Annotated in this window: 14 protein-coding genes; 7 read left to right on the top strand and 7 right to left on the bottom strand. The window is 56.2% G+C overall.

The window, feature by feature from the left end; all coding sequences use genetic code 11:
- Nucleotides 1-82: 82 nt before the first annotated feature.
- Nucleotides 83-2041: a threonine--tRNA ligase gene (gene thrS, locus ACR0K5_RS17855; RefSeq protein WP_480631001.1), complete on the bottom strand. Its 1959-nt coding sequence runs from the start codon at nt 2039-2041 to the stop codon at nt 83-85.
- Nucleotides 2042-2235: 194 nt separating this feature from the next.
- On the opposite strand from thrS, the gene ACR0K5_RS17850 reads away from it, so the two are divergent.
- The 4 genes from ACR0K5_RS17850 to ACR0K5_RS17835 all read left to right on the top strand — a co-directional run bounded on the left by ACR0K5_RS17850 (nt 2236) and on the right by ACR0K5_RS17835 (nt 5432).
- On the top strand, nt 2236-2985 hold the full coding sequence (locus ACR0K5_RS17850) for an alpha/beta fold hydrolase (RefSeq protein WP_480631102.1): 750 nt from the start codon (nt 2236-2238) through the stop codon (nt 2983-2985).
- Entirely contained in the window at nt 2985-3977 is a 993-nt protein-coding gene (locus tag ACR0K5_RS17845) for an alpha/beta hydrolase (protein WP_480631000.1), read from the top strand. Before ACR0K5_RS17850 ends, ACR0K5_RS17845 begins: the two co-directional genes overlap by 1 nt.
- Nucleotides 3978-4021: 44 nt before the next feature.
- Nucleotides 4022-4636, top strand: coding sequence for a hypothetical protein (locus ACR0K5_RS17840; protein ID WP_480631101.1), 615 nt, complete (start codon nt 4022-4024; stop codon nt 4634-4636).
- An 85-nt stretch (nt 4637-4721) separates the two neighbouring features.
- The gene (locus tag ACR0K5_RS17835; RefSeq protein ID WP_480630999.1) at nt 4722-5432 is read left to right on the top strand and encodes an alpha/beta fold hydrolase; all 711 of its coding nucleotides are present in this window, start codon (nt 4722-4724) and stop codon (nt 5430-5432) included.
- Here ACR0K5_RS17835 and ACR0K5_RS17830 read toward each other — a convergent pair.
- Both ACR0K5_RS17830 and phaZ read right to left on the bottom strand, forming a co-directional pair.
- Nucleotides 5429-6022 (bottom strand): DUF6151 family protein, encoded by a 594-nt coding sequence (locus ACR0K5_RS17830; protein ID WP_480630998.1) that lies wholly within the window; start codon nt 6020-6022, stop codon nt 5429-5431. The genes ACR0K5_RS17835 and ACR0K5_RS17830 overlap by 4 nt on opposite strands.
- Nucleotides 6022-7293, bottom strand: a complete 1272-nt coding sequence (phaZ, locus tag ACR0K5_RS17825) for a polyhydroxyalkanoate depolymerase (RefSeq protein ID WP_480630997.1) — start codon at nt 7291-7293, stop codon at nt 6022-6024. The genes ACR0K5_RS17830 and phaZ overlap by 1 nt, the downstream gene beginning before the upstream one ends.
- Nucleotides 7294-7404: 111 nt before the next feature.
- On the opposite strand from phaZ, the gene ACR0K5_RS17820 reads away from it, so the two are divergent.
- From ACR0K5_RS17820 to phaR, 3 genes are all read left to right on the top strand, one after another.
- Complete coding sequence (locus ACR0K5_RS17820; protein WP_480630996.1) at nt 7405-9207, top strand: PHA/PHB synthase family protein; 1803 nt, start codon at nt 7405-7407, stop codon at nt 9205-9207.
- A gap of 131 nt (nt 9208-9338) precedes the next feature.
- Nucleotides 9339-9785, top strand: a complete 447-nt coding sequence (locus tag ACR0K5_RS17815; protein WP_480630995.1) for a phasin family protein — start codon at nt 9339-9341, stop codon at nt 9783-9785.
- A 135-nt stretch (nt 9786-9920) separates the two neighbouring features.
- Nucleotides 9921-10472, top strand: a complete 552-nt coding sequence (phaR, locus tag ACR0K5_RS17810) for a polyhydroxyalkanoate synthesis repressor PhaR (protein ID WP_480630994.1) — start codon at nt 9921-9923, stop codon at nt 10470-10472.
- Between the two features lie 65 nt (nt 10473-10537).
- On the opposite strand, the gene ACR0K5_RS17805 is transcribed toward phaR, so the two are convergent.
- The 4 genes from ACR0K5_RS17805 to ACR0K5_RS17790 form a co-directional block, all read right to left on the bottom strand.
- The gene (locus tag ACR0K5_RS17805; RefSeq protein WP_480630993.1) at nt 10538-11752 is read right to left on the bottom strand and encodes a DegT/DnrJ/EryC1/StrS family aminotransferase; all 1215 of its coding nucleotides are present in this window, start codon (nt 11750-11752) and stop codon (nt 10538-10540) included.
- 113 nt (nt 11753-11865) lie between these two features.
- Nucleotides 11866-13170, bottom strand: a complete 1305-nt coding sequence (locus tag ACR0K5_RS17800; RefSeq protein WP_480630992.1) for an NAD(P)/FAD-dependent oxidoreductase — start codon at nt 13168-13170, stop codon at nt 11866-11868.
- An 8-nt stretch (nt 13171-13178) separates the two neighbouring features.
- Nucleotides 13179-14537: a glutamine synthetase family protein gene (locus ACR0K5_RS17795; protein ID WP_480630991.1), complete on the bottom strand. Its 1359-nt coding sequence runs from the start codon at nt 14535-14537 to the stop codon at nt 13179-13181.
- A complete protein-coding gene (locus ACR0K5_RS17790; RefSeq protein WP_480630990.1) occupies nt 14537-15217 on the bottom strand; it encodes a type 1 glutamine amidotransferase in 681 nt (226 codons plus the stop codon). The genes ACR0K5_RS17795 and ACR0K5_RS17790 overlap by 1 nt, the downstream gene beginning before the upstream one ends.
- Between the last annotated feature and the right edge of the window lie 35 nt (nt 15218-15252).

Genomic DNA, 15252 nt, shown 5'->3' with positions numbered 1-15252 from the left:
CTGTTTTTGATGAATAAAGGATGAAATGTTTCAATCTGGCCCCATTCCGGGGGCCAGATTTCCAGCGATATACTGCCGAATGTTACAGCAGATCCGGTGGGGTGGCCGCCTGCGACAGCTCATTTGTTACAACGTCAAGCGGTTGAACCTGCGTCTGTTTTTCACCCAGACGCCTGACACTGACAGTGCGCTCGTCGACTTCGCGATGTCCGACGGCCAGAATCACCGGGACTTTGCCGACCGAATGTTCGCGAACCTTGTAGTTGATCTTTTCGTTGCGAATGTCGGCTTCGGCCCGCACACCGGCAGCGCGCAGGGTTTCGACCACCTCGGCAACATAGTCATCCGCCTCGGACGTAATGGACGCGACCACGACCTGACGCGGGGCCAGCCAGAAAGGCAGCTTGCCTGCGTGTTCTTCGATCAGAATACCGATAAAGCGTTCGAAAGATCCCAGTGTGGCGCGATGCAGCATCACAGGGCGGTGCTTACCGCCGTCGGCACCGATATAGGTGGCGTCCAGACGTTCAGGCAGGACGAAGTCCACCTGATGCGTACCACATTGCCAGTCACGTCCGATGGCGTCGGTCAGGACGAATTCCAGTTTGGGTCCATAAAATGCACCCTCACCGGGGTTCAGTTCGGGCTCAATTCCTGCGGCGCGCGTGGCGCTGAGAAGCGCGGTCTCTGCCTTATCCCAAACCTCATCCGAACCGGAGCGTTTCTCGGGGCGGTCGGAGAATTTGACCGAGAACTTCTCGAAACCCAGATCCTTGTAGATTTCTGACAGGAAGCGGATGAACTCGGCAGTCTCGGATTCGATCTGCTCTTCGGTGCAGAAAATGTGCCCGTCATCCTGCGTGAAACCGCGCACCCGCATGATTCCATGCAATGCGCCTGAGGGTTCGTATCGATTGCACGAGCCGAACTCGGCCATACGCAGAGGCAAGTCACGATAGGATTTGAGGCCCTGATTGAAGATCTGCACGTGGCACGGGCAGTTCATCGGCTTGAGCGCGTTGATCGCTTTCTCGCGGGCATGTTCTTCGTCCACTTCGACGATAAACATGTTTTCCTGATACTTGTCCCAGTGGCCCGAAGCCTCCCACAGTTTGCGGTCGACGACCTGCGGCGTGTTTACCTCGACATAACCACCCTTGCGCTGCTGCCTGCGCATGTAGTCCTGCAGCTGAGTGTAGATGGTCCAGCCGTTAGGGTGCCAGAAGATCTGACCCGGGGCTTCCTCCTGCATGTGGAACAGGTTCATCTCGCGGCCCAGCTTGCGGTGGTCGCGTTTGGCCGCCTCTTCCAGCATGTGCAGGTGGGCTTTCAGCTTTTCCTTGCCGGTGAAGGCCACGCCATAGATACGCTGCAGCATGGCGCGGTCACTGTCGCCGCGCCAATAGGCACCTGCGATGGACATCAGTTTGAACGCATCTCCGGGTACCTGACCGGTGTGCTGCAAGTGCGGGCCTCGGCACAGGTCCTGCCAGTCGCCATGCCAGTACATCCGCAACGGTTCGTCGCCGGGAATGGCCTCGATCAGCTCGACCTTATAGGGCTCGTCATTGGCGGTATAGAAATCGATCGCACGCTGGCGATCCCAGACTTCGGTGGTCACGGCGTCGCGCTTGTTGATGATTTCCTTCATCTTTTTCTCGATCAGCCCGAGGTCTTCGGGCGTGAACGGCTCGGCGCGGTCGAAGTCATAGTACCAGCCGTTATCAATGACGGGGCCGATTGTGACTTTGGTGTCGGGCCAGATTTCCTGAACTGCACGGGCCATGATGTGGGCCAGATCGTGACGGATCAGCTCATTGGCCTGCTCTTCGTCCTTCATGGTGTGGATGGCAATCTGAGCGTCGGAATCGATGGGCCATTGAAGGTCCCAATGCTGTCCGTTCACAGTGGCCGAGATGGCCTTTTTGGCCAGTGAGGTTGAGATATCGGCAGCGACCTGAGCGGGCGTAATACCTGCGTCAAAGGATCGGGAATTGCCATCGGGAAAAGTAAGGGAGACTGACTGTGAGTCCAGGGCCATATCGGCTCTCCTCGTCGGTTTGGCGCCCACTGAACGCCCGGTTGCGGGTTATGTGTGTTCGGCTGATGTGGCAGGTGCAGCAATTTCTGTCAAGTGTCGAGAGGGGCTTTCGCTGACGTTGCGAGAACTCGAATTCAGGAATTGCGACCGAACTGCTACCGTGCATGATGTTGCCCAAAGAGAAAGAGGATTTCATGGCGGCGACGGATTTTTTGGAAACGGCGCAGGGGCGGCGACTGGCGTATCACAAAAGCGAAGGGTCAGGACCGACCATAGTTTTTCTGGGTGGGCTCAAATCGGACATGGAAGGTACCAAGGCCGTGCGTCTGGAAGCCTGGGCGCAGGCGCGAGCTCAATCGTTTCTGCGGTTCGATTATTCTGGCCACGGTGAGAGCTCGGGCGCGTTCACAGATGGCTGCATTGGAGATTGGCATCAGGACACATTGGCCGCGGTAAGTGCATTGACGGAAGGCCCCTTGATTGTTGTCGGGTCCTCAATGGGAGGTTGGCAAGCCTTATTGTTGGCCCGGTCCATGCCGGAACGGATTGCGGGCATGGTCACGATCGCTGCCGCTCCGGATTTTACGGAAGACGGTTATTGGGCGTCATTCAGCGACGATCAAAAAACTGCGCTGGACACCGTCGGCCATGTCGAGCTGCCGTCTGACTATATGGAGCCCTACGTAATTACCAAGCGTATGATCGAAGACGGACGTCAGAATTTGGTTCTGCGAGAGGCGTTGAATCTGCCTTTCCCCGTTCGTTTCCTGCAAGGCACGGCAGACACGGCCGTTTCGACCGAAACAGCTGTGCGTCTGCTGGAACATGCTACAGGTTCAGATATGCGGCTGCTTTTGGTCAAGAATGCCGACCATAGGTTCTCGGACGAGACGTGCCTGGGCTTGATCGAGACGGCGGTTCTGGACGTGTTGGGAGAAGCCTGATGCAGCGGTTTGGATGGATTCTGGGGCGGATTCTTCTGGCGTTGATCGTCCTCGGCGGCCTTGTCTACTGGTTTGGCCCACGTGAAGACGTGAATCTGCACCCGAGTTTTGACTCGCGCAAATTTGGCGAAGGTGTTCAGGTTTATTTTGAAAGTACCGAGTCTGCCTTTGACGACATCGTTCCGGACGTCGAAAAGCGTGTGATCTGGCAAGATGGGTTCAAAGAACAGCGCACGCCGTATTCTGTTCTTTATATCCACGGCTTTTCAGCAAGTTCCGAGGAAATCCGGCCAGTGCCGGATCTGGTGGCGGACGCGTTGGGGGCTAATCTGGTTTACACGCGGTTGCAGGGCCATGGTCGGGGTGGACCGGCAATGGCGGAAGGTACAGCTTCGGGTTGGATGGACGACACCGCCGAAGGGTTAGCGGCGGCGCGCGCGGTTGGGGACAAGGTGATCGTGATTTCCACCTCGACTGGGGGGACCTTGGCTGCCGCTGCCGCGTTGGATGCCGATCTCAGCGAGGATGTGTTCGGTATGGTCTTTGTTTCTCCGAATTTCGGCGTAAACACCGTCGCGGCATGGGTGCCTTCTCTGCCTTGGGCGAGGAATTGGTTGCCGATCCTAATGGGGTCAGAGCGTGATGTGTCAGGACCGGATCCGGAGAAAAACAAGTATTGGTCCGCAATCTATCCGTGGGAAGCGGTCGTGCCGATGTCCGTTTTGGTTGATGCCGTCTATGCGCTGGACTTCTCTGATGCACGTGTACCTGCACTGTTCTGGTTCTCGGATGACGATCAGGTTGTGCGCCCGGACCGGACCCACAAGGTCGCTGAGGCTTGGGGCGCTCCGGCAACTGTTGAGTTGGTCACGATGGGTCCTGAGGATGATCCCGCATCGCATGTTATTGCAGGGCGGCTGATGTCACCGGGGCAGACCGACGCTGCCGTTGCAGGCATATTGGATTGGCTGAAAAGTTTGGGGGTAGAATGAATCCCAACCAATGGCGAGGATGAAAAATGCGTAAGCCGGGCAGCATGTGGAGCCTTGAGACCTTGGGTCGTGTCCGCCTGTCCCGGCACTTCTTCATGCGCGATTTTCTGTACTCGGAAATCGGTAACTTTCATGAAAAACAGAATATTCCGGACAACCCGGATCTGGCGATCGAAACAGGTCGTGCGTTTTGCGAAACGCTTCTTGATCCTTTGGAGGAGACATTTGGCCGGATTGCAGTGCGATCGGGCTATCGCTCACCGTCCTTGAACCAGTTTGGGAATGAAAACAAACTGAACTGCGCCCGAAACGACAACCCATTAGAGTGCCATATCTGGGACCGTGGGGAAGGCGACGCACGGATTGCCGGGGCATCCATTGTTATCCCGTGGTTCGCGGATCAATATGCGCAAGGCAGGGATTGGCGGGATCTGGCGTGGTGGATGCACGATCATCTGGATTACTCCGAGATCTGGTTTTTCCCAAAACTCTGTGCGTTCAATCTGGTGTGGCGGCCCAGGCCGCATCGCCGGATCGACAGCTACATTGCTCCGCGTGGATGTCTGTTGAAGCCCGGCTCTGAACCGGGTGAAGATCTTACGGCCCGGCAAGCTCGCTACGCCGATTTCCCGGCATTTCGATCAATCGCCTACCCATGAAGTTTTCCTTGCCCGGCTGCGGCATAACTTTCATCCTGAAAACAACTGAAAGGACTCGGAAAGCCGAGCAGATGGAGGCCCCCGCGTGATCGAGCCGCTGGTGTTGTTGCCGGGATTGATGTGTGATGCCCGACTGTTTCGACCTCAAATCGAGGTGCTGTCACGGGCCCGGCCTGTCACCGTTGCGCCTGTATCCGGAGGTGAACGTATCGAGGAAATCGCCTCGGGGCTGTTGGATCACCTTCCACATCGGTTTGCGCTGGCCGGGTTGAGCATGGGTGGTGTTGTGGCGTTGGAGTTGATCCGGCGGGCGCCGGAACGGGTGTCGCGACTGTGCCTAATGTCGACAGACGCACAGGCCGATACACCTCAGATCGCCGCCAGTCGCGAGGATATGATCATTGGTGCCAAGGGTGGTCGGCTGGAAGAGGTCGTCCGCCAAATGGTTGGGACCGACACGTTGGCGCCGGGACCAAAGCGAATCCCTATCCTGAATGACCTTTTTACAATGGCGAATGATCTGGGCGCTGAGACATTCGTACGTCAAATGCGCGCCCTGCAACGCCGCCCTGACCAACAGGGAACGTTGCGCCGCATTAAAGCCCCCACTTTGGTCATGTGCGGTGTGCATGACACGCTTACCCCCGTCAAACGGCATGCCTTCATATCTGACCTGATACCGGGGGCAGAGCTGGAGGTCGTTGAAAATGCCGGGCATCTACTAACACTTGAAGCGCCCGATACCGTGAACAAATCCCTGGAAACCTGGCTGAATGTCCCGCAACGGTTCGGTTAAGGGTAAAGTGTCGCGCGTTCGTGTTTCGTAATCACATTCGGTGTCACCGAAGGCTCGCCGGTCTCATGGTCAAAAAACGGTGTGTTCTTCCACCGTCCTGACAGGCGTGATCCCAAGGCGCGGCGCAAAAGGCCGAATGCCGCAAACCTGACCTTTTCGTGTTTTTGTTTGCCATTGGGTCGAGGGACAAACCCACGTGTTGTGACCGGCCCCAATGCCGAAACATCGCCGGTAATCCTACCGACAATAAAACCGGCAAACGGAAGGTTCGCTGTTGGAGGTGTGGTCGCCAGCGGGGCGTCGCAGCAGCTTGCGTACCATCGCAGCATGCCCTTTGGGCTGAGCTTCATAGCCGAAAGAAACTGGCCGCCGGAATTGATTTCAATTTCATCCGGCGCCATCTGAAAAACGTCAACGGGCCCGGGGGCCGGATCTGGTTGCCCGAAATACAGCTGAGCAGCACGGCAATCATGACAAAAGCACTCGACATGCGTTCCAAGCCGAACACTCCGTTCCGAGATATGTCCCGTCAATTGCCCGCAATTGCAGGAAAAAGCGAGGCCATCACGTACGGGCCCGCCCTTGCTCATCAGGCGACTTTGTTTGTGTTTGCAGCGCGGCGGCGTTTCTTGCGGCTGTTTTCGTTCATGAAATCAATCACAAGCGGGCGAATGTTGTCGCGCCAGCTACGGCCCGCGAAGATGCCATAATGGCCTGCGCCAGGTTCCACGTGGCTGGCTTTCTTACTATCCGGCAAGCCGGTACACAGGTCCAATGCGGCTATGCACTGCCCGGGGGCCGAGATGTCGTCATTCGCACCTTCGACCGATTTCACCGCAACATCCGTGATCTTGCCGATATCCACCTTGTGGCCCGCGACAACAAATTCGTTGCGCGCGATCTCGCGATTCTTAAAGACGCGTTCGACCGTCGACAAATAGAATTCGGCCGTCATGTCCATGACAGCAAGGTATTCATCGTAGAAACGGTTGTGCGCATCCAGATCCGAGGCTTCGTCGCGGATAACGCGCTGAATCTGATCCGAAAACGCCTTGGAATGGCGATCCGCATTCATCGACATGAACGAGGCCAGTTGCAGCAGGCCGGGGTAAACCATACGCCCGACGCCTTTGTACTTGAAGCCGACCCGTTGAATCATGGTCTCTTCCAACTGACCCATCGTGACACGTCGCCCAAAGTCGGTGACGTCAGTTGGCGTTGCGTCCGGGTCAACCGGTCCGCCAATCAGGGTCAGAGTGCTGGGTTGGGCTTTGGGTTCCACTTCGGCCAGATAGGCGGTGGCGGCCAATGTCAGCGGGGCAGGCTGGCAAACTGCAACGACATGTGTGTCCGGCCCCAGTTCTTTCATAAAATCTACAAGGTAGAGTGTGTAATCTTCGACATCGAACTTGCCTGCAGACACAGGAATATCGCGCGCGTTATGCCAATCGGTGATGTAAACTTCGCAATTGACCAGCAGACTTTTGACGGTCGAGCGCAGCAGAGTGGCATAGTGCCCGGACATGGGCGCAACCAGCAGGACCTTGCGCGGTTGCTCTTCCCGACCATTGACGCGGAAATGAACAAGATCGCCAAAGGGGCGCTCCAGAACCGTCGTGATCTCGACCAGATGGTCTTTTCCGTCTTCGCAGGTAAAGGTTCGAATGCCCCAGTCCGGTTTGACAACCATTCGCTGGAAGGTCCGCTCGGTGACTTCACCCCAGGCAGCCATCCAGTTGAACGCAGGGTTGGGCACCATGGAAAACATCGGATAAGATGCCATCGCGCTGGCGGTTGCACCAAGCCATTGGTTGGTATTGCGCATGGTTTCCATAAGGTCGTAGGTCATCATGTAGCGCATAAATGGGGCCTCCTGAGTGTCATCCTGAGAGTTCGGACCATTCGTCGCTTTGCCCCCCAGCACCCACGACGTTATTCTGCATGGCAGCGAGGTTAGGGGGGAATTGTTAAAATGACAACAAGTGAAGACCAAATGCCGGACGTGTCCGAAGAACATATTGAACGCATTAAAGAAAATATGGAAAAGGTCGAACAGCTCTCGAAGCGTCTGATCGAAATTATGGCGTCAAAAAAGTCGCATACCCCCGCGCTGGATGGCCCGAATCAAGAGCTTTTCGCACGAGCAGCAACGGCGTATTGGGCCGAGGCTTGGCAAAATCCTGCCAAACTATTGGAGCAACAAATAGAATTCTGGGGAAAGTCGGTTCTGAACTTTGCCGAAGCGCAGCAAGCGCTGACAACGGGCGAAGCGGAGGACGAAGAGCCCAAGTCGAGTGACAAGCGGTTTTCCAACCCTCTTTGGGAAACAAACCCGTATTTTCGCCTGATCCGCCAGCAATACCAGACAAATGCAGAAGCGATTGCGCAGGCTGTCTCGTCGGTGGATGATCTGGATGCCAAGGACAAACGACGCCTGCAGTATTTCTCGCAGCAGATCATCGACATGATGGCACCGACGAATTTTCTGGCAACCAACCCGGACGCCCTGCAAAAAGCGGTTGAGACCGAAGGTCAATCCCTGATCAAGGGGCTGGAGAATCTGGTTTCAGATCTTGAGGCTAATGATGGTGAGTTGGTCGTCAAACTGGCCGATGAAAGTGCGTTCAAAGTTGGCGGAAATCTGGCGACCTCGCCGGGTGAGGTTGTGTATCGCAACCGAATGATGGAGTTGATTCAATACAAACCGGCGACTGAAACGGTTTATGAAACACCCATCGTTCTGTTCCCGCCCTGGATCAACAAGTTCTATATTTTAGATCTGAAAGCTCAGAACAGCATGATCAAATGGATCACCGAGCAGGGCTATACCCTGTTCGTTGTGAGCTGGGTGAACCCGGATGAAAGCTATGCCGAAACTGGCATGGAAGATTACATTCAGGACGGGTTCCTGACCGCAATCGAGACGGCGAAGAAGATCTGCAAGGTCAAACAGGTCAACGCAGTGGGCTATTGCATCGCTGGCACGACCCTGAGCCTGACCTTGTCATTGCTGAAACAACGTGGCGACAAGTCGGTCAAATCGGCGACGCTGTTCACGGCACTGACGGACTTTTCCGATCAGGGTGAGTTCACGCCATTCTTGCAAAACGACTTCATCGACGGGATCGAAGAAGAAGTGAACAAGGAAGGTGTTCTGCGATCCTGGATCATGGCGCGCACGATGTCGTTCCTGCGATCGCGCGACCTGATATATGGTCCGGCCATTCGCAGCTACATGATGGGGGAAGTGCCTCCGGCCTTTGATTTGCTCTATTGGAACGGCGATGGCGCAAACCTGCCTGCGAAAATGGCGGTGGAGTATTTGCGTGGTCTCTGCCAGCGCAACGAATTCGCCACCGATGGCTTCGAGTTGATGGGGCATAAGCTGACACTCGACGATGTGGATGTGCCACTGATGGCCATCACCTGCGAAACCGACCATATTGCGGCATGGAAAGACTGTTACCGTGGCGTGCAGAAAATGGGCTCGCGGTCAAAAACTTTCGTGGTTTCGGAGTCGGGGCATATTGCGGGGATCGTGAACCCACCCAGCAAGAAAAAGTATGGCCATTACACCAACCCGGATCTGAAACCGGACGCCAGCACCTGGCTGAAAGAAGCCGATTTTCACGAGGGGTCGTGGTGGCCCATGTGGGACGCTTGGTTGAAAAAACGGTCTGGTAAGCAAGTCCCGGCTCGCGAACCGGGCGATTCGAAGCATCCGAGCCTGGCACACGCACCCGGGACTTATGTTGTGGCCGAGCCAAACGGCTGATTTCATTTTGAAACTTAAAATATTCTGCATCGCAGCAAGAAAAAACTTGTAATGCTGCGATGCAGCAATCATATTGTCCTCAAGCTGATGAAACCCGGGGTGGGCCCGGACAGGCTAAAAGGATTAGGACAATGGCAAAGACCCAAGACTTTACCGCGATCATGAAAGACATGATGGGTGCGTTCCCGGTGGACACCACCGCAATGGAAGGCGCATTCAAATCGACCGCTTCGCTGAACGAGAAACTGTCGGGCGTTGCTCTGGAAGCTGCTGAGAAATCGGCCGAGATCTCGAACAAATGGACCAAGGACACTCTGGCCAAGCTGAGCGAGATGTCGAAAGCCAAGGCAGAGCCTGCTGACTACGCAAAAGCCGCAACCGACTTCGCAAGCGCGTCTGCTGAAGTTGCTGCTGAAAACATGGCTGCTTTCGCTGAGATCGCGAAAAAAGTTCAGACCGAAACCGTTGAGCTGCTGATGGCTGCTGGCAAAGACGCTGCAGAAGAAGCAACTGCTGCCGTCAAAAAAGCGACCAACGAGGTCACTACTGCGGCTAAGAAAGCTGCAACTGCAAAGTAAGAAACGTCCGCGAAGCGCACCCAACCCTCCCATTAGGTGCAATCGCGTTGGGCAGGTCCATTGACCTGCCCTTTCTTTTTGTGCTGCACTCGCATAACCTGTGCTGCAACGCATCATCCTTGGGGAGGGAACCCGGTGTCGGACCAAGAAAAACCGCTGCTGATCAAGCGCTATGCCAGCCGTCGGCTGTATAACACCGAGACCAGCGATTACGTGACGCTCGAAGATATCGCGGGGTTCATCCGTGACGGGCGCGAAGTGCAGATTATCGATCTGAAAACCGGCGACGACCTGACGCGCCAATATCTTCTGCAAATCATTGCTGAACATGAAAGCCGCGGCGAGAACGTGCTGCCGGTGAATGTATTGAACGATCTGGTGCGCAGTTACATGCTGCCGGGCGGGGGTATGATGCCTCAATTCCTGCAAAGCTCGTTCGAAATGCTGCGCGAAAGCCAAAGCAAGATGATGGAAAACATGAACGCCATGAATCCGATGTCCCAGATGCCGGGCTTCGACGCATTGCAGGCGCAGCAACAGGCTTTCCTGAAAGCGATGACAGGAGGGCTGTCCAGCGGCTGGTCCGGTCCGGACAAGGAAGAGGAAAAGTCTGAACCTAAAGAAGATCTGGACGACATCAAAAAGCAGCTGGCGGAGCTGCAGAAAAAACTGTCCAAGCTGAACTGATCTGATCCGGACAAAGAAAAAAGGCCCGCTCTGCGCGGGCCTTTCTTGTTTAAGGAGCTGTTGTTCTAAGTGCCATAAACCGGCATCGGGCCGGTTACTTCGCCAACCGAAGCCAGCAGGATGTCTGCAATCACGTCCAGCTCTTCGCGGGTCAGGCGCACGGGCAGGCGAACATCACATGCCTTCATCAGCATATCGCGCGTCAGAGGCAGGTCGAAAATCTCCGGCAGGAACTGCCAGTTCCAGAAGGCGCGGGCGTTGTCTTCGCTTAGACCAAAAACCTGAACTTTGACACCGCGTGCCTCGGATGCTTCGGCAAAGGCGCGGATTTCGTTTTCCTGCATTCCGACCAGATTAAATTGGATGGAATCCGGCGCACGCTGCTCGGGTGCCAGCGGGGCAGGAACGTCGATATACGGTGAAGTGTTCAGGCGACCGGCCACATAATCGTGGTTCGCCAGACCATCGCGGACGCGGCGCGCCAGTTCCGGAATTTGCGGACGGATCACGGCGGCGCTGAGGTTGCTCAGACGCAGATTGTACAGCGGCATCTTGTTCTGCCAGCGGGCAAAGGCCTCTTCCAGCTCGGGCGAGTTGTCGCCTTGCGGACCTTTGTGTTTTTTCCAGTTATGTTCATACGCGCCCGACATGATGACGGCGCGCGCGACCAGATCGGCATCGTTCGTGATCAGGATGCCGCCTTCGCCCGCGTTGATCATCTTGTAGGATTGGAACGAGAAACAGCCGACCTTGCCGATCGTGCCGATGTTGCGGCCATGCCATGTGGTGCCCAGCGAATGCGCGGCGTCTTCGATCACCGGAATGTCACGTGCGTCGCACAACGCCATGATCGCGTCCATATCCGAGGTATGCCCACGCATGTGGCTGATGATCACCGCCTGAACGTCGTCCAGCTTGGCCTCGAAATCGGCCATGTCAATGCGATAGTTTTCGCCCACTTCGCACAGAACCGGAATGCAATCGGCGTGGACGATTGACGATGGCACGGCAGCGAAGGTGAAACCCGGGATCAGGATACGCGCGTCGCGGGGCAGGCCCAGAGCTTTGAGCGACAAAAACAGCGCGGCCGAACAGGACGATACTGCAAGAGCATATTTCGTACCCAGCAATTCTGCGAACTCGGCTTCCAGCAAGGCCACGGGGGCGTCTTGTGGCGCAGTATAGCGGAACAGGTCGCCCGACAGCATCAGGGCGTCGATGGCTTCTTTTGCGGCTGTAGGGATGGGTTCGGCGGCATGAACGTTTGGTGGAAGCGTCATATTTGGATTTCCCGAATTCTATCTTTGGGAAAGATAAAGGTAATTGGCAGCCATTCCAAGCCCTCAATCGCCGGGGTGGCGAAAATTCACCAATCTGCCGAAGATTAAGTGGATCAAATCCCAAGCCGGTCCCGCAGCGCGAACCACGTCATGGCCAGCACCAGCAGCGGATTGCGGAGGGCAGGGCCACCGGGGAAAGGCATGGCGGGGACACGCGCCATTGTGTCGAACCCTTCGGCCTGACCCTGAATGGCCATGGCCATAAGCTGCCCGGCATGAGTCGCGGTGCCGACACCGTGGCCGGAATAGCCCGAAGCCGACAGGATATTGGGTGCAACGCGGGCCAGATAGGGCATCCGTCGCATGGTGATGGCCAAAGTTCCACCCCATGCATGATCGATTTTCACATCGCGCAGATGCGGAAAAATCTCGGTCATGGGTTTGCGGACCTTTGCGGCGATATCCGACGGAAAGCGGTAGCCGTAGCTTTCTCCGCCCCCGAACAAGAGGCGACCATCGGCACTGAGGCGAAAGTAGTTCACTACGAATTTCGTATCCGCAACTGCCACATCCCTTGTCAAAACCCGCGCTGCGTCCGCGCCAAGGGGTTCGGTGGCCGCGATGAAATTGTTGATAGGCATAACCCTGGCCGCGACAGAACGGTTGAGATTGCCCAGATAACCGTTGCAGGCCAGAATGACATGCTCGGCCCGAACGTTGCCTTTGGCGGTTTGGATCACGGCAGGCTGGGCTTCATCAATCCCTGTGACTTCGGTGCTTTCATAGATACGGACGCCCGCTTTGATCGCTGTTTGCGCCAATCCCAACGCAAAATTCAGGGGGTGCAGATGTGCCGCACCCATGTCGAGATATCCCCCCTTATAAGCGGGCGATGGGCAAAGCGCGTGACCCGCGTTTTCGTCCAACAAATCGATCTGGTCATAGCCATACCGCTCGGATAGATGGCCCGCGTGGTCGTGCAACTCTTTCTGCTCTGATTTGCTGAGGCCCAGAACCGCGACGCCGGGTTTCAGATCACACGCGATCTGATGTTTCGAGATCAGGGATTTGACCAGATCCTTGGCGTCTTCGGCCAAATTCCACAGCTTGGCAGCGTCCGCATCGCCAACAAGACGTTCGAGATCTTCCTGATCCATCCGTTGTGCGCTGCCCAATTGGCCGCCGTTGCGACCCGACGCACCAAAGCCCACTCTGTGGGCTTCAAGCAGCACGACATCGAACCCCGCTTCGGCCAGATGCAATGCCGCAGACAGCCCGGTATAGCCGCCGCCTACAACACACACATCCGTCTTAATGTCTTCTGACAGAGCAGGAAAACGATCCATCGGGATTGCCGTTTCGGCATACCAGCTGGCAGGGTATTCGCCTTTGCGATCATTGGAGTGTAGCAGGTTCACGGTGTGTCTCAGACGTTGATCAGAAGATGCTCGCGTTCCCACGGAGAGATAACCTGCAGGAACTCTTCGTACTCGGCCCGCTTCACGATGCCATAAACGCGGGCAAATTCGGGGCCCAGAATCTCATGCAGGGCAGTGGCCCCGTCGAACAGATCCAGCGCCTCTCCCATTACCTGTGGGATATCACCTTCGCCCTCATAAGCGTCGCCATAGAATTGACGTCGCGGACGCTCTTGCTGAATCAATCCCAGATAGCCGCAGGCCAGTGACAATGCGATGCCCAGATACGGGTTGCAGTCCATCCCGGCGATGCGGTTTTCGATACGCCGTGCTTCGGGGCCGGACAATGGTACACGGATACCGGTTGTGCGGTTGTCGCGCGCCCATTCCAGATTGATCGGCGCGGCATGGTCTTTCACATACCGGCGGTACGAGTTCACGTAAGGCGCCATCACCGCCAGACCGGCGGGCAGATGGTTCTGCAAGCCGGCGATGAAGTGATAAAACGCATCTGTCTCACCGCCTTGTGGGCCAGAGAAGATATTCTGACCGGTTTCCATGTCGATAATCGAGTGATGGATGTGCATGGCCGAACCGGGTTCTTCCTCGATCGGTTTGGCCATAAAGGTGGCAAAGCAGTTGTGCCGTAACGCAGCTTCGCGGATCAGGCGTTTGAAATAGAATACTTCATCTGCCAGTTTCACCGGGTTGCCGTGGCGCAGGTTGATTTCCAACTGCCCCGCGCCGCCTTCCTGTGTGATGCCGTCGATCTCGAACCCCTGATGTTCGGCGAAATCATAGATGTCGTCGATCACCGGACCAAACTCGTCCACTGCCGTCATCGAATAGGCTTGCCGCGCGGCCGCCGGGCGACCCGAACGACCCATCATAGGCTTAATGCCCTGAGCGGGGTCTACGTTGGGCGCGACCAGAAAGAACTCCATCTCTGGCGCAACAACCGGCTTCCAACCTTTGTCGTGATAAAGCTGCACAACGCGCTTCAGGACGTTGCGCGGGCTGTACGGGATCGGATTGTCATCCCGGTCGTAAGCATCGTGGATCACCTGCAGCGTCCAGTCTCCGGTCCACGGCGCGGCGGAGGTGGTCGAAAAGTCGGGCTTCAGGATCATGTCTTTTTCGATGAAACCGTCATCACCTGCTGCTTCACCCCAGCCCCCTGTGATGGTCTGGTAGAAGATGCTGTCGGGCAGGTGGAAATAGGATTGCTTTGCGAATTTCGTGGCGGGAACCGCCTTACCGCGCGCAATGCCCGGCAGGTCTGAAATGATGCATTCAACTTCGTCCAGTCGCTGCCCATGGAAGTATGCTTTGGCGGCTTCCGGTAGCTTGTCAGTCCAATCAGCCATCAGGCTCTCTCTTTCTTTAAAAACTCGGCCATGTGGCGCGCGATCTTGGCATTGTCGTCAGGCGCGGTTTCGCGATTTGCGGCCGCGTTCATCAGGTCTTCGGGCACGACGCCTTTGCCCCGCGTGCGCATCAGGCCCGAGACAAAGCCATTGGAAAACTCGGGATGCGCCTGAACCGTCCAGATCGTGTCTCCATAGGACAGCATCGCGTTTTCGCAGAATGCACTCTGACCCAGAACCCGCGCCTCTTTTGGTAGTTCAACAACCTGATCCTGATGCCAGGCATTCAGCCAGATCTTGTTTCCGTCATAGTCGTATTCAGTGCGACCGACGGCCCATCCCTTCGAGAACTTCTCGACCTTGCCACCCAGTGCCTGCGCAATGATCTGATGGCCAAAGCAAACGCCGATCATTGGTTTTCTGCTTTGCTGGATCTCTCGCACCAGCGCTTCCAAAGGCGCGATCCAGGGGAGGTCTTCGTAAACCCCGTGGCGCGAGCCGGTAATGACCCATCCGTCCGCATCATCTGCACCATTGGGGAAAGCGCCATCCACGACGGCGAAGGTCACGAAGTCGAACCCGTTGCCACCTAATAGTGCAGGAAACAGTTCGTCATAATCCCCGAATTCGTCCTGCAGCACATCCGGGGTGTGGCCGGTTTGTAGAATACCGATTTTCATGTGTCACCAAATTTGATCAAATTAATCCTAGCCGA

This window comes from Ruegeria sp. AB9 (genome assembly GCF_056542585.1).
Note: the sequence above shows the minus strand (reverse complement) of the source record. Positions and strands in the feature narration are given on the sequence as shown.